Annotated in this window: 17 protein-coding genes; all 17 read right to left on the minus strand. The window is 64.0% G+C overall.

The features are described from left to right. Positions 1–126: 126 nt before the first annotated feature. The 17 genes from V5G24_RS14230 to nuoF all read right to left on the minus strand — a co-directional run bounded on the left by V5G24_RS14230 (position 127) and on the right by nuoF (position 18,405). The gene (locus V5G24_RS14230; RefSeq protein WP_394081846.1) at positions 127–837 is read right to left on the minus strand and encodes an ABC transporter ATP-binding protein; all 711 of its coding nucleotides are present in this window, start codon (positions 835–837) and stop codon (positions 127–129) included. Beyond that, positions 837–2,129, minus strand: coding sequence for a lipoprotein-releasing ABC transporter permease subunit (locus V5G24_RS14235; protein ID WP_394081844.1), 1,293 nt, complete (start codon positions 2,127–2,129; stop codon positions 837–839). Before V5G24_RS14235 ends, V5G24_RS14230 begins: the two co-directional genes overlap by 1 nt. Before the next feature lie 14 nt (positions 2,130–2,143). Continuing rightward, positions 2,144–3,466, minus strand: coding sequence for a proline--tRNA ligase (gene proS, locus V5G24_RS14240; protein WP_394081842.1), 1,323 nt, complete (start codon positions 3,464–3,466; stop codon positions 2,144–2,146). Positions 3,467–3,935: 469 nt separating this feature from the next. Further along, positions 3,936–4,208: a DUF1467 family protein gene (locus V5G24_RS14245; RefSeq protein WP_394081840.1), complete on the minus strand. Its 273-nt coding sequence runs from the start codon at positions 4,206–4,208 to the stop codon at positions 3,936–3,938. A gap of 13 nt (positions 4,209–4,221) precedes the next feature. Then, complete coding sequence (gene mce, locus V5G24_RS14250; RefSeq protein WP_394069346.1) at positions 4,222–4,626, minus strand: methylmalonyl-CoA epimerase; 405 nt, start codon at positions 4,624–4,626, stop codon at positions 4,222–4,224. A 57-nt stretch (positions 4,627–4,683) separates the two neighbouring features. Then, entirely contained in the window at positions 4,684–6,351 is a 1,668-nt protein-coding gene (locus tag V5G24_RS14255; RefSeq protein WP_394081838.1) for a ribonuclease J, read from the minus strand. An 8-nt stretch (positions 6,352–6,359) separates the two neighbouring features. After that, the gene (locus V5G24_RS14260) at positions 6,360–7,127 is read right to left on the minus strand and encodes a biotin--[acetyl-CoA-carboxylase] ligase (RefSeq protein WP_394081836.1); all 768 of its coding nucleotides are present in this window, start codon (positions 7,125–7,127) and stop codon (positions 6,360–6,362) included. 3 nt (positions 7,128–7,130) lie between these two features. Continuing rightward, the gene (gene nuoN / locus V5G24_RS14265) at positions 7,131–8,558 is read right to left on the minus strand and encodes an NADH-quinone oxidoreductase subunit NuoN (RefSeq protein ID WP_394081834.1); all 1,428 of its coding nucleotides are present in this window, start codon (positions 8,556–8,558) and stop codon (positions 7,131–7,133) included. A gap of 14 nt (positions 8,559–8,572) precedes the next feature. Continuing rightward, positions 8,573–10,087 (minus strand): NADH-quinone oxidoreductase subunit M, encoded by a 1,515-nt coding sequence (locus V5G24_RS14270; RefSeq protein WP_394081832.1) that lies wholly within the window; start codon positions 10,085–10,087, stop codon positions 8,573–8,575. A 2-nt stretch (positions 10,088–10,089) separates the two neighbouring features. Then, positions 10,090–12,015, minus strand: coding sequence for an NADH-quinone oxidoreductase subunit L (nuoL, locus tag V5G24_RS14275; protein ID WP_394081830.1), 1,926 nt, complete (start codon positions 12,013–12,015; stop codon positions 10,090–10,092). Between the two features lie 4 nt (positions 12,016–12,019). Next, entirely contained in the window at positions 12,020–12,328 is a 309-nt protein-coding gene (gene nuoK, locus V5G24_RS14280; protein ID WP_348844925.1) for an NADH-quinone oxidoreductase subunit NuoK, read from the minus strand. A 9-nt stretch (positions 12,329–12,337) separates the two neighbouring features. Further along, complete coding sequence (locus V5G24_RS14285) at positions 12,338–12,952, minus strand: NADH-quinone oxidoreductase subunit J (RefSeq protein WP_394081828.1); 615 nt, start codon at positions 12,950–12,952, stop codon at positions 12,338–12,340. A 173-nt stretch (positions 12,953–13,125) separates the two neighbouring features. Beyond that, positions 13,126–13,614, minus strand: coding sequence for an NADH-quinone oxidoreductase subunit NuoI (gene nuoI / locus V5G24_RS14290; RefSeq protein WP_394081826.1), 489 nt, complete (start codon positions 13,612–13,614; stop codon positions 13,126–13,128). Between the two features lie 52 nt (positions 13,615–13,666). Beyond that, positions 13,667–14,686, minus strand: coding sequence for an NADH-quinone oxidoreductase subunit NuoH (gene nuoH / locus V5G24_RS14295; protein WP_394081824.1), 1,020 nt, complete (start codon positions 14,684–14,686; stop codon positions 13,667–13,669). A 113-nt stretch (positions 14,687–14,799) separates the two neighbouring features. Then, positions 14,800–16,878 (minus strand): NADH-quinone oxidoreductase subunit NuoG, encoded by a 2,079-nt coding sequence (gene nuoG, locus V5G24_RS14300; protein WP_394081822.1) that lies wholly within the window; start codon positions 16,876–16,878, stop codon positions 14,800–14,802. 9 nt (positions 16,879–16,887) lie between these two features. Beyond that, complete coding sequence (locus V5G24_RS14305; protein WP_394081820.1) at positions 16,888–17,094, minus strand: hypothetical protein; 207 nt, start codon at positions 17,092–17,094, stop codon at positions 16,888–16,890. 3 nt (positions 17,095–17,097) lie between these two features. Next, a complete protein-coding gene (gene nuoF, locus V5G24_RS14310; RefSeq protein ID WP_394081818.1) occupies positions 17,098–18,405 on the minus strand; it encodes an NADH-quinone oxidoreductase subunit NuoF in 1,308 nt (435 codons plus the stop codon).

Genomic DNA, 18,405 nt, shown 5'->3' on the forward strand with positions numbered 1-18,405 from the left:
AAATCGGCGCCGAACTTTCATCGAATTCGCGGCTTCATCGGGCCGAGGAGCGCGGAGACGAGCCCCTAAACCGAAGTTTCTCCGCGCTAAGTTATTGTTTCACGTGAAACATTTTGCGCGGGGCGCCTAGTCCAGCTCGACAATCCGACCGTCTATCACCGTGACTCGCCGATGCATGCGCGCCGCCAATTGCAGATTATGCGTGGCAATGATGGCGGCGACCCCGGTGGCATGGACCAGTTCGGCGAGAGCGGAGAACACATGGTCCGAGGTCTTGGGATCGAGATTGCCGGTCGGTTCGTCCGCCAGCAGCAGGCGCGGCGCATTGGCGAGGGCGCGGGCGATGGCGACGCGCTGCTGCTCGCCGCCGGACAGCTCCGACGGGCGATGGGTGAGGCGATGGCCGAGGCCGAGATAGCCCAGCAGATCCTTCGCCCGTGCGGCGGCGTCCTTCTTTGACAGGCCGCGGATCATCTGCGGCATCATCACGTTTTCCAGCGCCGAGAATTCCGCCAGCAGATTATGGGATTGATAGACGAAGCCCACATGCACCCGCCGCATGCGGGTGCGCTCGCGGTCGGGCAGTTTCACCGTGGGCTGCCCGTCGATGAAGACCTCGCCCTCGTCGGGATGCTCCAGCAAGCCCGCCATATGCAGCAGGGTGGATTTACCCGAACCGGAAGGCGCCACCAGCGCCACCGACTGGCCACGCTCGACCACGAGATCCGCCCCGCGCAGCACCTCGATGGTGCCCGCACCCTGAACGTAGCGCCGCCCCACGCCGGCAAGCGCAAGGGCGGCCGGATTGGGCTCTGTCTGGAAGGGAGAAATCGCCATCACTCGTATCTCAACGCTTCCACCGGATCGAGCCGCGCGGCCCGCCAGGAGGGATAAAGGGTGGCGAGCAGCGACAGCACAAGCGCCATGACCACGACCGCGGTTGTTTCCCCGGCATTCATCTCCGCCGGCAGGCGGCTGAGATAATATAGCTCCGGCGAGAACAACTCCGTGGACGTGAGATAGGAGATGAAGCGGCGGATTTCCTCGATGTTCAGGCACACCAGAACCCCGAGCCCCAGCCCCACCATCGTGCCCACCACGCCGATGCTGGCGCCGGTGATGAGGAACACGCGCATGATCGCCCCTTGCGTCGCGCCCATGGTGCGCAACACCGCGATATCGCGCCCTTTGTCCTTCACCAGCATGATGAGGCCCGACACGATGTTCAGCGCGGCCACCAGCACGATCAGCGTGAGAATGAGGAACATCACGTTGCGCTCAACCTGGAGCGCATTGAAGAAGGTGGCGTTGCGCTGGCGCCAGTCCACCAGATAGACCGGCCGCTCCGCCGCCGCCTGGATCGCCGGCTTGAGGATCGCCACGTCATCGGGGTTGTCGATATAGACCTCGATGGCGTTCACATCGTTCGGTCGGTTGAAATACGCCTGCGCCTCCGGCAGCGGCATGAAGAGAAAGGCGCTGTCGTATTCCGACATCCCGATCTCGAACACCGCCGCGATCTTATAGACCTTGATGCGCGGCGACGTGCCCATGGGCGTCACCGCGCCACGTGGCGCCACCAGTGTGATGTTGTCGCCGGCGCGCAGCGCCAATTGGTCGGCGAGGCGCTTGCCGATCGCCACGCCCTGCCCCTTGTCGAAGCCTTCCAGGCTGCCCTGGCGGATATTGTTCGCGATCGAGGGCAGGCCGCGCAGGTCCTTTTCCGAAAGCCCGCGCGCCAGAACGCCGCTGGCATTATAGGGCGAGGAGGCCAGCGCCTGCCCTTCCACCAGCGGCACGGCAAGCCGCACGCCGTGGAGCTTGGCAATGCGATCCGCCACCGCGATATAATCGGTCAGCGGCGTTTCCAGCGGCTGCACCAGCAGATGCCCGTTGAGGCCGAGGATCTTGCCGAGCAATTCCTGGCGGAAGCCGTTCATCACCGCCATCACGATGATCAGCGTCGCCACGCCGAGCACGATGCCGAGGAACGAAAAGCCGGCAATCACCGAGATGAAGCCTTCCTTGCGGCGTGCCCGCAAGTAGCGCAGGGACAGCATCCATTCGAAGGCCGAGAACGGCCGCGTGCCCGTCGGTTCTTCCGAGCGGGCCGCAGAAGCTGGAGCCATGCGCTGGCCTCCTGTCATTTCTTGAGCCTTTCATAGGCGTCCGCGATGGACATGAGTTCACGCGAGCCGTCGGAGCGGCGCTTCAGTTCGACCTTGCCCTCGGCGAGGCTCTTGGGTCCCACCAGGATCTGCCACGGCAGACCGATGAGATCGGCTGTGGCGAATTTCGCCCCGGCCCGCTCTTCGGTATCATCATAGAGCACGTCGACCCCGCTGGCGGTGAGCTTCGCGTAAAGCTCGGCGCAGGCGCCATCGACCGCGGCATCGCCCACCTTGAGGTTGAGGATGCCCACCTGGAACGGCGCCACCGCATCCGGCCAGATGATGCCGTTCTCGTCATGGGACGCTTCGATCATCGCCGCCACCAGCCGCGAGGGCCCGATGCCGTAGGAGCCCATGTGGATCGGATGCTCGGCGCCGTCCGGCCCCTGCACCTTGGCGCCGAAGGGATCGGAATATTTGGTGCCGAAATAGAAGATGTGCCCCACCTCGATGCCGCGCGCGGCCATGCGGCGCGCCTCGGGGATCGCGGCGAACGCGGCTTCGTCATGCTTTTCGGAGGTCGCGGCGTAGAGCTTCGTCCACTGGTCGAACACGCCCTGGAGCTGGGCCGCATCGTCGAAATTCACGTCGGCGGCCGGCGGGGCGAGATCCAGATAATCGGCATGGCAGAACACCTCGCTCTCGCCGGTGGAGGCGAGAATGATGAATTCATGCGAGAGATTGCCGCCGATCGGCCCGGTATCGGCCACCATGGGAATCGCTTTCAGCCCCATCCGCGAGAAGGTGCGCAAATAGGCGACGAACATCTTGTTGTAGGAATGGCGGGCGCCTTCCGCATCGAGGTCGAAGGAATAGGCATCCTTCATCAAAAACTCGCGCGAGCGGTAAACGCCGAAGCGCGGGCGCACCTCGTCGCGGAACTTCCACTGGATATGGTAAAGGTTCAGCGGCAGGCTCTTGTAGGATTTCACATAGGCCCGCACGATCTCGGTGACCATTTCCTCATTGGTCGGGCCGAACAGCATCTCGCGATCGTGACGGTCGCGAATGCGCAGCATCTCCTTGCCGTAGTCGTCATAGCGCCCGCTCTCGCGCCACAGGTCCGCCGACTGGATGGTCGGCATCAGCATTTCATTGGCGCCGGCGCGGTTCTGCTCTTCGCGGATGATGTTGCAGATCTTGGTCAGCACCCGGTGACCGAGCGGCAGCCAGGCATAGATGCCCGCGCTCTCCTGCCGCACCATGCCGGCGCGCAGCATGAGCCGGTGCGAAACGATCTCCGCCTCCTTCGGAACTTCACGAAGGATGGGCAGAAAATAGCGGGACAAGCGCATCTGGATAACTCTGCGGCTGGACGTTTCAAAAGCGTGGCGGAGAGAAAGCGGAACGGTTGGCAAAATACAAGCCCGCCCCGCCCACATCCGTGCTGCGACGCAACAAATGATCTATTGCGGCGCAAGGATGACAAAGGCGTAAATCTTGTTCTACTTTGAGCACGCCAAAAGAAAGGGGACCGCCATTGCGCCCAAGCGGCGCGATGGGGAGGGTCCGGGTCTCGGGAGGATCATCAACAACAAGCCGACCGACGACCGTCAAAGATGGCGCGCGCAATTCGGGAACGGCAGCACTGAAGGATCGAGCGGCTGCACCCGCGGCGAACCAGAATAAGGTGCATTAAAACGTGAAAAAGGCGAGACCTCGGTCTCGCCTTTCTTTTTTCATCCGCAGGGCCGGCGCCACTTTCCCGAAGATCGGCTTCCCCGAATCTCCCGGCACCGCGCGAATCTGCCGGCGCCCGGCCCTTCACTCGTCGCTGGTGCTGAACGGCATGGGGAAATCCTCCAGCGTGAGGATGCCGTTCATCACGATATAGAACAGCCCGAACGTGACGATGGCCGCCACAAGTGTGGTGGCCGCCACCTTGCGCATCAGGAAAGGCCGCGTCGGCGCACCGGGATCGGTGCCGGGATCCACGTCACCCGCTTCCGCCTGCGAGCGCACGCCGAACGGAAGTATGGCGAACAGCACCGTCCACCACACGATGAAATAGATGGCGAGTACCGATCCGATCTTCACGCGCTTCGCGTCCTCACGCCTGTTCCAGCTCCACCAGCGTCCCGTTGAAATCCTTGGGGTGCAGGAACAATACCGGCTTGCCGTGGGCGCCGATTCTCGGCTCCCCGGTGCCGAGCACCCGCGCACCCGTCGCCTTCAGCTGCTCGCGTGCCGCGAGGATGTCCTCGACCTCGTAGCAGATGTGGTGGATGCCACCGTCCGGGTTGCGCTCCAGGAACTTCAAAATTGGCGAATCCGCGCCGAGCGGCTCCAGCAGTTCGATCTTGGTGTTGGGCAGGTTGATGAAAACCGTGCTCACGCCATGCTCGTGCTGCGGCACGATCTCGGAGACATCCGCCCCGAGCGTGTCGCGATAGAGGGCGGAGGCCGCCGCAATGTCGCGCACCGCAATGGCCACATGATTGAGCCGGCCGATCATGAACCCCTCCTGAAGCACCGTTGAGCCGCGGACCCGCCTGACACGCCGCAGGCCCTATCAAACTTCGAGAATATGCACGTGGCAAACCGGCTTTTTGCCCCACAGGCCATTCACCGCAGATCGCACCGCGCGTTCAATGGTCTCGGCAAGGGCATCGGGATCACGGCGGCGGGCCCGTGGCAGGCCGTTCATGGTGGCGACCACCGTGTCGAACACGTGATCGAGCATGTCGATGCCGCCCTCCCCGCGCTCGGGAATGCCGGTCAGTTCCAGCGCGGGCTCCCCAACGAGGGCGCCCTTCTGGTCGACCGCCAGAGCCACCGAGACCACGCCCACGAAACCGAGGCGCCGGCGCTCCGGGATGGTCTGGGCGGTATCGGCCACCAGCAAGCGCCCATCCTTATAAAGACGGCCGAAGGGAATATCGTCCACGCGCTCGGCCGGACCCGGCGCAAGACGAATGACATTGCCATCGTAGCAATTCACCACTTCCGGCACGCCCAGGCGACGCGCGAGGGCGGCATGCTCGGCCAGATGCAGGGGCTCGCCATGCACGGGTATGGAGACCTGCGGGCGCACCCAGCCGTACATCTGCTCCAGCTCCCCCCGGCGCGGATGGCCGGAGACGTGAACCAGGGCGTCGCGATCGGTCATCACCCGCACGCCGCGCTTCACCAGGCCGTTGATGACGGTGTTCACCACCTTCTCATTGCCCGGAATAGTGCGGGAGGAAAAGACCACCAGATCGCCCTTGGATAGCGCGATCTCGGGATGATCGTCCGTGGCGATCCGGCTCAAGGCCGCCCGCGGCTCGCCCTGCGAGCCGGTGAGAAGGGCCACGACCTTGTCGCGCGGCAAATAGCCGTAGGCGTCGGCGCCGCGAAATGGCGGAATGCCGTCCAGCATGCCGTGCTCGCGGGCAACCCCGATCACCCGTTCCATCGCGCGCCCCACGACCACCACTTCGCGATCAGCCGCCAGCGCCGCCTCGGCGATGGAGCGCACGCGCGCCACGTTGGACGAGAATGTGGTGAAGCAGATGCGGTGCTTGGCGGCCGCAACGATTTCCTTGAGCGTCGCCCCGACATCGGCCTCCGAAGGGGAAACACCGTCGCGGATGGCGTTCGTCGAATCGCAGATGATGGCGCGCACGCCCTCATCGCCCAGCGCACTCAGCCGAGCGACATCCGTGACCGAGCCGACCACCGGGGTCGGATCCAGCTTCCAGTCGCCCGTATGCAGAACCAGCCCGAGCGACGTGCGGATCGCCACCGCGTGGCTATCGGGAATCGAATGGGCGACGGGAATGAATTCCACCTCGAACGGGCCGATGGAAATCCGCGCGCCCGCCCGCACCACATTGACCGGAATGTTCGGTGCGCCCGGTTCGCCCCAGCGCTTGGCCTCCAGCAGGCCGGCGGTGAAGGCCGTGGTGTAGATCGGGCATTTGAGGCGTGGCCACAGGTCGATCACCGCGCCGACATGGTCCTCATGGCCATGCGTGAGGATGAGACCGACGATGTTCGCCTTTTCCTTTTCCAGGAAGCGAATATCGGGCAACACCAGATCCACGCCCGGCGCCTCGTCCCCCGCGAAGCTCATGCCGAGGTCCATCATCAGCCATTTGCGGGCGCGACGCGGACCGAAACCGTAAAGACCAAGATTCATGCCGATCTCGCCCACCCCGCCCAGGGGTGCGAAGACCAGCTCGTTCTGTTCCGCCATGTGACCTATCATTCCGCCTTCGGCAGGGAGACATCGCCGGCGGTGATGATCTCTGCAATTCCGTCCCGCCGCCGCAACATCATGGCGCCGCGGGCATCGATGCTCTCGAAACGTCCCGTCACTTCCCGCTCGCCGATGCGCACGCTCACCGTATCGCCGATGGCGAGGGCATGGCGCATCCAGTCGGTGCGGACCGAGGGAAAGCCGTTGCCGCCATTCCATTGGTTGAGGCGCACCGCCATGGCCCGATCCAGGGCTTCCAGCACGCGATCAGGCGCGGTGGGCGCACCCACCGCTTCCAGGCTGGTGGCGCGATACGGCAGGTCTTCGGGGTGGTGAAGGCAGTTGACGCCGAACCCGATGACCGCCGCCGGGCGCCCCGCCGCGTCGGTGCCGCCTTCCACCAGGATGCCGGCAAGCTTGCCGCCGTCCAGGATGAGGTCATTGGGCCATTTCAGCTTGAGCCCTTCGGTCGTCAGCAATGGCGCGGCAGCCAGCACGGCATCGCGCAGCGCCAGGCCGGCAACGAAGCAAAGCTGAGCCACATGCGCCACCGGCGCCGGATTCGGCAGAACCAGGGTCGCAAACAGATTGCCGAGTTCGCTCGTCCAGGGCCGCCCGCGCCGCCCGCGCCCCGCGCTCTGAATGTCGGCCACCAACCAAACCGGCATGGCCTCGCCACGGCCGAGCCGCGCGAGACCTTCCGCGTTGGTGGAGCCGATCTCCGTGAATCGGACGATGGGAATCGTGGAGCTTTGGAAACGCTGCGCCGCCATAGTTCAGAAAAGTGCCCGGGCGGCCACACCGGCCGCGTTGATCAGCGGCGAGGGATAAACGAAATAGAAGATGGTGAACAGACCGGAAAGCCCCAGCACCGCCTTCAGTTCACCGGGCATGGGGTCGAAGGCTTCCGCCGGCTCGTCAAAATACATGATCTTGACCACCCGGAGGTAATAATAGGCACCTACCACCGAGGCGAGTACGCCGATCACCGCGAGGCCATAGAGGCCCGCCTCGATAGCCGCCAGGAATACGTAATATTTCGCCAGGAACCCGGCCAGCGGCGGAATGCCGGCGAGCGAGAACATCAGCCCGCCCAACAGCAGCGCCATCATCGGATTGGTCCGCGCGAGCCCGGCCAACTCGTCCACATTCTCGACCGCATTGCCGTTGCGGCGCATGGCGAGCACGCAGGCAAAGCTGCCCAGGGTCATGGCAACATAGATCGCCATATAGATCAGCACACCGCGAATGCCCTGCGGGGTCGCGGCCGCGAGGCCCACCAAGGCAAAGCCCATGTGGCCGATGGAGGAATAAGCCAGCAGGCGCTTGATGTTGCGCTGGCCGATGGCGGCGAACGCGCCGAGCACCATCGAGGCGATGGAGACGAAGGCGATGATCTGCTGCCAGGAATGGGTGATGTGCGGGAAGGCTTCGGTGGCAACGCGCAGGAACACGGCCATGGCCGCCACCTTCGGGGCGGTGGCGAAGAAGGTCGTGACCGGCGTCGGCGCGCCTTCGTAAACGTCCGGCGTCCACATGTGGAACGGCACGGCCGAGACCTTGAAGCACAGGCCGGCGAACAGGAACACAATGCCGAACACCAGCCCGATGGTCGGCGTCGTGGCAGCCGCGGCGATGGCACCGAAATTCACCGAATCGGTGAAGCCATAGATCAGCGAGGCGCCGTAGAGCAGCATGCCGGACGACAGGGCGCCGAGAACGAAATACTTCAGGCCCGCCTCGGTGGACCGTATCGAGTCCCGATTGTACGCGGCCACCACATAGAGCGAGAGGCTCATCAGTTCGAGGCCGAGATACAGCGCGATCAGATCGCCCGCCGAGACCAGCATGCACATGCCGAGCGTGGCGATGAGGATGAGCACCGGATATTCGAACTTGCTTTGCCGCTCGCGGTTCAGCCAATGCACCGACAAAATCAGTGACACAAGGGCGCCGAGGATCGCGAGCGCCTTCATGAAGCGGCTGAAATCGTCGATCACGAGGCTGCCGCCGAACGCCGAGAGGGTAGTGTGCGGCGCCACCAGCACGAGGATGCCGGCGGCGGCGAGCACCGCGATGGCGAGGCCGTTCACCAGATTGGCGGCCGCTTCGCCGCGGATCGCACCGACCAGCAGCAGCACGATCGCCGAAACGGCGAGCGTGACTTCGGGAAGAACGGCGCCGAGCGGAGGCAGGGACGACATCGGGCGACCTCGGGTCAGAAGCTGAACATCAGCGTGGCGGTTTTCACCGCCGACGCGACAGTATCGGTACGCGCAACCACCGCATTCACCGCCGTGGACGTCATGTCCAGGATCGGCGCCGGCCAGAAGCCGAACAGAATGGTGATCACCACGAGCGGAACGAGGATCACAATCTCGCGCGGGCCAAGATCGAGGATGCCCTTGAGATTGTCTTTTTCAAGCGGCCCGAAGATCACGCGCCAGTAGAGCCACAGGGCATAGGCGGCCGAGAAGATCACACCCGTCGCCGCGAAGAAGGCGATCCAGCTGTTGCGCTCGAACGCCGCCAGCATGGTGAGGAACTCGCCGACGAAGCCGGAAGTGCCGGGCAGGCCCACATTGGCCATGGTGAAGATCATGAAGGCGGTCGCATAAAGCGGCATGCGCTTCACCAGCCCGCCATAAGCGGAGATGTCGCGGGTATGCATGCGGTCGTAAATGACGCCAACGCAGAGGAACAGCGCGCCCGAGACGAAGCCGTGCGAGATCATGAGGAACATGGCGCCCTGGAGCCCCTGCTCGTTCATCGCGAACAGGCCCATGGTGACGAAGCCCATGTGCGCGATGGACGAATAGGCGATCAGCTTCTTGATGTCAGTCTGCACCAGCGCCACCAGCGAGGTGTAGATGATCGCCACCACCGACAGCGTGAACACAAGGGGCGCGAACAGATGCGAGGCATCCGGGAACATCGGCAGCGAATAGCGGATGAAGCCGTAGCCACCCATCTTCAGCAGCACGCCCGCCAGGATCACCGAGCCGGCCGTGGGCGCTTCCACATGCGCATCGGGCAGCCAGGTGTGCACCGGCCACATGGGCATCTTCACTGCGAACGAGGCGAAGAAGGCCAACCAGAGCCATGTCTGCATCCCCACCGGGAAGCCGTGGGTCATGAGCGTCGGCACGTCGGTGGTGCCCGCCTGCCAATAGATCGCCATGATGGCGAGCATCAGCAGCACCGAACCCGCCAGCGTGTAGAGGAAAAACTTGAAGCTCGCGTAAATACGGCGCGGGCCACCCCAGATGCCGATGATGAGGAACATCGGGATCAGCGAAGCTTCGAAGTAGAAGTAGAATAGAACCAGATCGAGCGCGCAGAAGGTGCCGACCATCAAGGTCTCAAGCACCAAGAACGCGATCATATATTCCTTCACCCGCTTCTTCACGCTCTCCCAGCTTGCCAGGATGCAGAACGGCATGAGGAAAGTGGTGAGGATGACCAGCGGCAGGGAAATGCCGTCCACGCCCATGTGATAGGCGGCGATATCGCCCAGCCACGGATGCTTCTCGACAAACTGGAAGCCCGCCGCCTTGGAGTCGAAGCCCGGCAGCAGCAGCAGGGACACAATGAAGGTGACGAGCGTCGTCCACAGCGCCACCCAGCGGGCGTTGCGAGCGGACACCAAGTCGTCACCCCGGACCACCAGGATGAACAATGCCCCCACCAAAGGCAGGAACGTGACGACGGAGAGGATGGGCCATGTGGTCATCGTCACACTCCGGCGAACATGAACCAGGTGATGAAGGCGGCGACGCCGATCAGCATCACGAAGGCATAGTGATAGAGATAGCCGCTTTGCAGACGCACGACCGAGGCGGTCACGTCCAGCACGCGGGCGGAAATCCCGTCCGGCCCCATACCGTCGATGATCCGGCCGTCACCCTGTTTCCAGAGCACGCGGCCGATCCACAGGACGGGGCGGATGATGATGAAATTGTAGATCTCGTCGAAGTACCACTTATTCAGCAGGAACTGGTACAGCGCGTCCTGGCTGCGGGCGAGCGCCACCGGCACCGACGGATCGAGCACATAGAACCAATAGGCGACGAGGAAGCCCAGCGCCATCATGACCGTGGGCGCATAGGCCGCCCAGCCGGGGATATCGTGCATCTCGTGCAGAATGTGATTTTCCGCCCCCATAAAGATGGATTGGCGGAAGAAGTCCTGCACGTGGTGGCCGACGAAGTCGCCGTAGAACACCATACCGGCAAACACCGAGCCGACGGCGAGGACGCCGAGCGGAATGGTCATCGCCAGCGGCGATTCATGTGCATTTTCGTAATGATGATGGTCGTGGGGATGACCGTGGAAGGTCATGAACACGAGGCGCCAGGAATAGAAGGAGGTGAGCGCGGCGGCGGCCACGGTCATCACCCAGCCGTAGAGCGCGAAGCTGTTATCGCTGGCCCAGGCGGCCTCGATGATCGCGTCCTTGGAATAATAGCCCGCGAAGAAGGGAAAGCCCGTGATCGCCAGCGTCCCGATCAGCATCATTGCATAGGTGAAGGGGATCTTCTTATAGAGCCCACCCATGTGGCGCATGTCCTGCTCGTGGTGCATCGCATTGATGACCGAGCCGGCGCAGAGGAACAGCAGCGCCTTGAAGCAGGCATGGGTGAAAAGGTGGAAGATGCCGATCGAATAGGCCCCCGCCCCCATGGCCACGAACATGTAGCCGAGCTGGGAACAGGTGGAATAGGCGATCACCTTCTTGATGTCGTTCTGCACCAGGGCCACCGTGGCCGCGAACATCGCGGTCGTGGCGCCCACCAGCATCACCACGCTCAGTGCGGTGTGCGAGAGCTCGAAGATTGGCGACATGCGCGCCACCATGAACACCCCGGCCGTCACCATGGTCGCGGCATGGATGAGGGCGGACACCGGGGTCGGGCCCTCCATCGCGTCCGGCAGCCAAGTGTGAAGCAGGAACTGGGCCGACTTACCCATTGCGCCGACAAACAGCAACAGGGCGATCACAGTCGGTGCATCCCAAGCATGGCCGAGGAAATTGATGCTCTTGCCGACCAGCGAAGGCGCCTGGGCGAAGACCGCGTCGAACGTGACGGAACCGGTCATCACGAACACGGCGAAGATGCCGAGCATGAAGCCGAAGTCGCCGACACGGTTCACCACGAAGGCCTTCATCGCCGCCGCGTTCGCCGAGGGCTTCTCATACCAGAAGCCGATCAGCAGGTAGGAGGCAAGGCCCACGCCCTCCCAGCCGAAGAACAGCTGGACCAGATTGTCCGCCGTCACCAGCATCAGCATGGCGAAGGTGAACAAGGAGAGATAGGCGAAGAAGCGCTGGCGGCTCGGATCCTCGTGCATGTAGCCGATGGAATAGAGGTGAACCAGCGAGGAGACCGTGGTCACGACGATCAGCATGATCGCCGTCATGGTGTCGATGCGGAACGCCCAGTCGATCTTGAGGTCGCCCACATGGATCCAGCGCATCACCTGCACATGCGCGTCGTGTCCGCCGAAGCCCACCTGGAAGAAGGCGACCCAGGCGAGCGCGCAGGAGATGAACAGAAACGCGGTGGTGATGATTTCCGCCGGGCGCGCGCCGATGACGCGGCCGAATAGCCCGGCAATCAGAAAGCCGATGAGGGGAAGAAAGACGATCGCCTGATACATGGCCTCAGCCCTTCATGGCATTGATGTCCTCGACGGCGATCGAACCGCGGTTGCGGTAGAACACCACGAGGATGGCGAGCCCGATGGCCGCCTCGGCGGCAGCGACGGTCAGCACCAGGAGCGCGAACACCTGGCCGACGATGCTGCCGTGGAAGGCGGAGAAGGCGACCAGATTGATATTCACGGCGAGCAGGATCAGCTCCACCGACATCAGGATGACGATCACGTTCTTCCGATTGAGGAAGATGCCGAGCGTGCCCAGCGTGAACAGGATCGCCGCGACCGTGAGATAGTGGGAAAGCGAAATGTCCATCTTTCCCTCCTAGATGCCCTGGCCCGGGCGCACCTTGACCACTTCCATCGCGGTCTCGGGCGTACGGGCAACCTGGGCGGAGACGTTCTGGCGCTTCACGTTCACCTTGTGGCGCAGCGTGAGCACGATGGCGCCGATCATGGCGACGAGCAGCACCATGCCCGAAGCCTCGAAGAAGTAGACGTAATCGGTGTAGAGCACGTGACCGAGCGCCTTGGTGTTGCTGATGGCCGCGCCGCCGACGGCGGCCGCCTTTGGCAATTGCGCAACCGCGGGCGCGGTCGCCCAGGTGCTCACCACCAGGATCAGCTCAACCAGGAACACCACGCCCACCAGCGCGCCCACCGGCAGATATTGCAGGAACCCTTGCCGCAGCTCGACGAAGTCCACGTCCAGCATCATCACGACGAAGAGGAACAGCACCGCCACCGCGCCGACATAGACCACCACCAGGATCAAGGCGAGGAACTCGACACCGATCAGGATGAATAGGCCCGCCGCATTGACGAAGCACAGGATGAGGAACAGGACCGAATGGACTGGGTTGCGGGAGGCAATCACCATGAAGGCCGACGCCACGAGGACGCCAGCGAAGAGATAGAAAAATACTGCCGCGACACTCATGCGCCGAGCTCCCCTCTCCGCGGCGCCACGGCGCCGATCCTATGCGGCCGCGCGTGGCGGCCGGCCCGTCGATAGCCCGTACCCATCACATTAGTCCACTGTCTCGGGTGCCCGCAGGACGCGCGCCCCCTCAGCCCCAACCCTCACCGCCCGCCGGAAGCGGGCGAACCCTGTCACCGATAAGGCGCGTCCTGCGCGATGGACTGCGCGATTTCGCGCTCCCACCGGTCGCCATTGGCGAGCAGGCGCTCCTTGTCGTAGTACAATTCCTCGCGGGTCTCGGTCGCGAACTCGAAGTTCGGCCCCTCGACAATGGCATCCACCGGGCAGGCCTCCTGGCAGAAGCCGCAATAGATGCACTTCACCATGTCGATGTCGTAACGCGTGGTGCGGCGGGTGCCGTCGTTGCGGCGCGGGCCAGCCTCGATGGTGATGGCCTGGGCGGGGCAGATGGCCTCGCACAATTTGCAGGCGATGCAGCGCTCTTCCCCGTTGGGATAGCGGCGCAACGCATGCTCGCCCCGGAAGCGCGGCGAGATGGGGTTCTTCTCGAACGGGTAGTTGATGGTCGCCTTGGGCGCAAAGAAATAGCGCATGGCGAGCACAAAACCCGAGAGAAACTCGGTGAGGAAAACGGCGCGGGCCGCTTGATCCAGTTTCATGGCATCGCTCCCGCCGCGCCAACGCGGCCGAATGAAAGGTAACAGGTCTCGATCATTGGGGCGCCGTCCCCGTGAAGTGAAGGACACTCGCCACCACCACTACGGCCACCAGCGAGATCGGCAGGAAGATCTTCCAGCCGAGCCGCATCAGCTGGTCGTAGCGATAGCGGGGCACCATCGCCTTCGCCATGGCGAACAGGAAGAACATGAAGCACAGCTTCAGCACGAACCAGATGATCCCCGGCACCCAGGTGAAGGGAGCGAACGGCAGCGGCGAGAGCCAGCCGCCGAGGAACAGGATCGTGCCGAGGGCGCACATGGTCATGATCGCCACGTATTCGCCCAGCATGAACAGCAGGTAGGGGGTGGAGGAATATTCCACCATGAAGCCGGCGACGAGCTCGGATTCCGCTTCCACCAGATCGAACGGCGGACGGTTGGTTTCCGCGAGCGCCGAGACCAGGAAGATCACGAACATCGGCAGCAGCGGCAGGAAATACCAGTTCAGTAGCCCGAACCGGCCGTTCTGCGCCTCGACAATGGCAGAGAGGTTTTGCGACCCGGCGCACATCAGCACTGTGATGATGACGAAGCCGATGGAGACCTCGTAGGAGACCATCTGCGCCGCCGAGCGCAGCGCCGCCAGGAACGGATATTTCGAGTTCGACGCCCAGCCGGCCATGATGATGCCGTATACGCCCAGCGAGGAAATCGCGAAAATGTAGAGAATGCCGATGTTGAGATCGGCGATCACCCAACCCGAGGCCAAGGGAATGGCTGCCCAGGCGGAGAGCGCGAGCACGCAGCTCACCAGCGGCGCCAGGATGAAGATGCCCTTGTTGGAGCCCGCAGGGATGATCGGCTCCTTGAGGACGAACTTCAGCAGGTCGGCGAAGGATTGCAGCAGGCCGAAGGGGCCGACCACGTTGGGGCCGCGGCGCATCTGCACCGCCGCCCAGATCTTGCGGTCCGCCAACAGGATGAAGGCGATAAAGATCAGCAGTGCCACCAGCAGCGCGAGGCTCGCGCCGAAGATGATCAGCACCTGGATAAGGGTATCCTGCCAGCTCATGGGTTCTTCCCGCCCCTCAATCCGTCATCCGGCAGGGCGCATGCCCAACCGGCTTCCAGCAGGCCGAGGCCCGCTCACCCAGATTCCCGTTTCGTGTCCTGCCCGCCATGGTCCTACTCCGCCGCCACGGCATCGCTGCCGAGCCGCAGTTTCGAGCATTCCGCCATCACGGCGGAGGCCCGCGCGATCGAGTTGGTCAGGAAGAAATCACCAATGGTGGAGACGAACGCGCCCTTGTCGGCCGTTCCGCCCAAGCCGGCAAGCGCGGCGATGGACCCGGCGTCCGCCGGCTCCACCTGATCCAGCCGGCCGAGGTGCGGATAGGCCGCGACCAGAGCCGCGCGCAACGCCAGAAGCGTATCGTAGGGCAGCTTATGGCCGATCACCTCGGACAGGGCCCGCAGCACCGCCCAATCCTCGCGCGCATCGCCCGGCGGGAAGGCCGCGCGATTGGCAAACTGGGGCCGTCCCTCGGTATTGACGTAAATGCCGGACTTTTCCGGATAAGCCGCGCCCGGCAGGATCACATCCGCCCGATGCGCGCCGCGATCACCATGGGTGCCGAGATAGATGACGAAGGCGCCGGGCGCCACATCCACTTCGTCCGCACCCAGCAGGAAGGCCACGTCCAGCGCGCCGGCGGCGGTCATGCCCGCCACGTCGAGGCCGCCCTCGCCCGGAACCACGCCCACATCGAGCGCACCGACGCGGGAGGCCGCGGTATGCAGGACCGCAAAGCCATTCCAGCCATCCTTCACCGCGCCGACGGCCACCGCTACGCGGGCCGCGAGCGAAAGCACCGCAGCACCGTCAGGCCGGGCAACAGCCCCCTGCCCCACGATGACGAGCGGCCGCTCGGCCGCCTTCAGTGCCTCGGCGAAGGTACCGGAGCCGGCCAGCTCAGCCAACGTCTCGGGGCCGGCCCCGAGATATTCGTAAGGATAGGTGAGGTCCACGCGCGGACCGATCACGCCGACCTTGAGGCCGCCGGCCCGCCAGCGCTTGCGGATGCGGGCGTTCAGTACACTCGCCTCATGGCGCGGATCAGTGCCGATGAGCAGGATCGCGTCCGCCGCCTCGATGCCCTCGATGCCGGCATTGAAGATGTAGGTGGCGCGGCCGAGCGCCGGTGTGAGCGCCGCACCGTCCTGGCGCGCGTCGATGTTCTTCGAGCCGAGCTTGTCGAACAGCCCCTTCAGGGCGAAGGCTTCTTCGACGCTGGAGAGATCGCCGAGGATCGCGCCGATGCGGGCCGGTGCGGTCGCCTTCACCTTGGCGGCGATCACCGCAAAGGCCTCGGTCCAGGTGGCGGGCACAAGGCGCCCGTCCTTGCGCACATAGGGCCGGTCCAGGCGCTGCGCCTTCAGGCCATCCCACACATAGCGGGTCTTATCGGAAATCCATTCCTCGTTCACCGCCTCGTTGGTGCGCGGCAGGATGCGCATCACTTCGCGGCCACGGGTGTCGATGCGGATGTTGGAGCCGACCGCGTCCATCACGTCCACGGATTCGGTCTTGGTCAATTCCCAGGGCCGCGCATGGAAGGCGTAGGGCTTGTGGGTCAGCGCGCCCACCGGGCAGAGATCGGCCACATTGCCTTGCAATTCCGAATGCATGGCGTGTTCGAGATAGGTGGTGATCTCCATGTCCTCGCCGCGCCCGATGGCGCCGAGGTCCGCCGCGCCGGCGACTTCGGTGGTGAAGCGCACGCAGCGGGTGCAATGGATGCACCGGTTCATGGAGGTCCGCACCAGCGGGCCGATATATTTGTCTTCCACCGCCCGCTTGTTCTCGGCGAAGCGGGAGGTGTCCACGCCATAGGCCATGGCCTGGTCCTGCAAGTCGCACTCGCCGCCCTGGTCGCAGATCGGGCAATCCAGCGGGTGGTTGATGAGCAGGAATTCCATCACCCCTTCGCGGGCCTTCTTCACCATGGGGCTCTTGGTGAGCACCACGGGCGGCTCGCCATTGGGGCCGGGACGCAGATCTTTCACCGCCATGGCGCAAGACGCCGTCGGCTTGGGGGGGCCGCCCTTCACTTCCACCAGGCACATGCGGCAATTGCCGGCGATGGACAGGCGTTCATGGAAGCAGAAGCGCGGAATTTCGACGCCCGCAACCTCGCACGCCTGCAACAGCGTGTATTCGGCGGGGACGTCTACCTCGGTGCCGTCGACGATCAGCTTGGCCATGACAGGTCCCTACTGCAATTCGATCGGATCAAGCGCACGCTCGATCCGATCGACGCGGTGTTCCAGGCGTTCGAAGCGGCGACTGTTTTCCACAACGGCCTCCTCAAGCGCGGTCACGCGAACTTCCAGATGATGGATATCCTCCGCCATTCGCTCGGTGCGCGCGTCGATCCGGCGCACGAGCGTCAAGAGAGAGCTATCCGGTTCGTCGGCCATGCCTCACTCCGCCGCCACCGGCATGTGCACCGGGTCGGAATGGGGATTGGCCGCATATTGGTCGATGCGCTTCTCGATCTCATGACGGAAGTGCCGGATCAGGCCCTGGACCGGCCAGGCCGCCGCGTCGCCGAGGGCGCAGATGGTATGGCCTTCGATCTGGGTCGTCACTTCGAGCAGCAAATCGATCTCGCGCTTCTGCGCGCGGCCTTCGGCCATGCGGTTCAGCACCCGCCACATCCAGCCCGTGCCCTCGCGGCACGGTGTGCACTGGCCGCAGCTCTCATGCTTGAAGAAATAAGAAATGCGGGCGATGGCGCGAACAATGTCCGTGGACTTGTCCATCACCAGGATGCCGGCGGTGCCGAGGCTGGACTTGGCGGCGCGGGTGCCGTCGAAATCCATGATCAGGTCTTCGCACTGGTCGGCCGGGATCACCGGGCAGGACGCGCCGCCGGGGATGATGGCGAGCAGATTGTCCCAGCCGCCGCGGATGCCGCCGCCGTGCCGCTCGATCAATTCCTTGAACGGCGTGCCCATGGCGTCCTCGACCACGCAGGGCGTGTTCACATGGCCCGAGATGCCGAACAGCTTGGTTCCGACATTGTTCGGACGGCCGATACCGGCGAACCAGGCCGCGCCGCGCCGCAGGATGTCGGGCGCAACCGCGATGGATTCCACATTGTTGACCGTGGTCGGGCAGCCATAGAGGCCCATGTTGGCCGGGAACGGCGGCTTCAGCCGCGGCATGCCCTTCTTGCCTTCCAGGCTCTCCAGCAGCGCGGTTTCCTCGCCGCAGATATAGGCCCCGGCGCCGTGGTGCACATAGAGGTCGAACGGATAGCCGTGGACATTGTCCTTGCCGATGAGCTTGGCCTCATAGGCCTGCTCGACGGCCGCTTCGAGCTGCTCGCGCTCGCGCACATATTCGCCGCGCACATAGATATAGGCCGCGTGCGCGCCCATGGCGAAGGAGGCGATGAGGCAGCCTTCGATCAGGAGATGCGGATCATGCCGCATGATCTCCCGGTCCTTGCAGGTCCCCGGCTCGGATTCGTCGGCGTTCACCACCAGATAATGGGGGCGTCCGTCGGACTGCTTGGGCATGAAGGACCATTTGAGGCCAGTCGAGAAGCCGGCGCCGCCGCGGCCACGCAACCCCGAGACCTTCATCTCATTGATGATCCAGTCGCGGCCCTTTTCCAGAATGCCCTTGGTGCCGTCCCAATTGCCGCGCGCCAGCGCGCCCTTCAGGCCCCAGTCGTGGATGCCGTAGAGATTGGTGAAGATGCGGTCCTTGTCCTGGAGCAT

Origin of the sequence: Roseixanthobacter finlandensis, assembly GCF_043195105.2 — a bacterium.
In the GTDB taxonomy this organism is placed as follows: Bacteria; Pseudomonadota; Alphaproteobacteria; order Rhizobiales; family Xanthobacteraceae; genus NCEH01.

Bases quoted from the DNA above. Each gene is read 5' to 3' on its own strand.
- V5G24_RS14230 (WP_394081846.1), bottom strand. From the start codon at position 837: ATGGCGATTTCTCCCTTCCAGACAGAGCCCAATCCGGCCGCCCTTGCG.
- V5G24_RS14235 (WP_394081844.1), bottom strand. From the start codon at position 2,129: ATGGCTCCAGCTTCTGCGGCCCGCTCGGAAGAACCGACGGGCACGCGG.
- proS (WP_394081842.1), bottom strand. From the start codon at position 3,466: ATGCGCTTGTCCCGCTATTTTCTGCCCATCCTTCGTGAAGTTCCGAAG.
- mce (WP_394069346.1), bottom strand. From the start codon at position 4,626: ATGATCGGCCGGCTCAATCATGTGGCCATTGCGGTGCGCGACATTGCG.
- V5G24_RS14255 (WP_394081838.1), bottom strand. From the start codon at position 6,351: ATGGCGGAACAGAACGAGCTGGTCTTCGCACCCCTGGGCGGGGTGGGC.
- V5G24_RS14260 (WP_394081836.1), bottom strand. From the start codon at position 7,127: ATGGCGGCGCAGCGTTTCCAAAGCTCCACGATTCCCATCGTCCGATTC.
- nuoN (WP_394081834.1), bottom strand. From the start codon at position 8,558: ATGTCGTCCCTGCCTCCGCTCGGCGCCGTTCTTCCCGAAGTCACGCTC.
- V5G24_RS14270 (WP_394081832.1), bottom strand. From the start codon at position 10,087: ATGACCACATGGCCCATCCTCTCCGTCGTCACGTTCCTGCCTTTGGTG.
- nuoL (WP_394081830.1), bottom strand. From the start codon at position 12,015: ATGTATCAGGCGATCGTCTTTCTTCCCCTCATCGGCTTTCTGATTGCC.
- nuoK (WP_348844925.1), bottom strand. From the start codon at position 12,328: ATGGACATTTCGCTTTCCCACTATCTCACGGTCGCGGCGATCCTGTTC.
- V5G24_RS14285 (WP_394081828.1), bottom strand. From the start codon at position 12,952: ATGAGTGTCGCGGCAGTATTTTTCTATCTCTTCGCTGGCGTCCTCGTG.
- nuoI (WP_394081826.1), bottom strand. From the start codon at position 13,614: ATGAAACTGGATCAAGCGGCCCGCGCCGTTTTCCTCACCGAGTTTCTC.
- nuoH (WP_394081824.1), bottom strand. From the start codon at position 14,686: ATGAGCTGGCAGGATACCCTTATCCAGGTGCTGATCATCTTCGGCGCG.
- nuoG (WP_394081822.1), bottom strand. From the start codon at position 16,878: ATGGCCAAGCTGATCGTCGACGGCACCGAGGTAGACGTCCCCGCCGAA.
- V5G24_RS14305 (WP_394081820.1), bottom strand. From the start codon at position 17,094: ATGGCCGACGAACCGGATAGCTCTCTCTTGACGCTCGTGCGCCGGATC.
- nuoF (WP_394081818.1), bottom strand. From the start codon at position 18,405: ATGCTCCAGGACAAGGACCGCATCTTCACCAATCTCTACGGCATCCAC.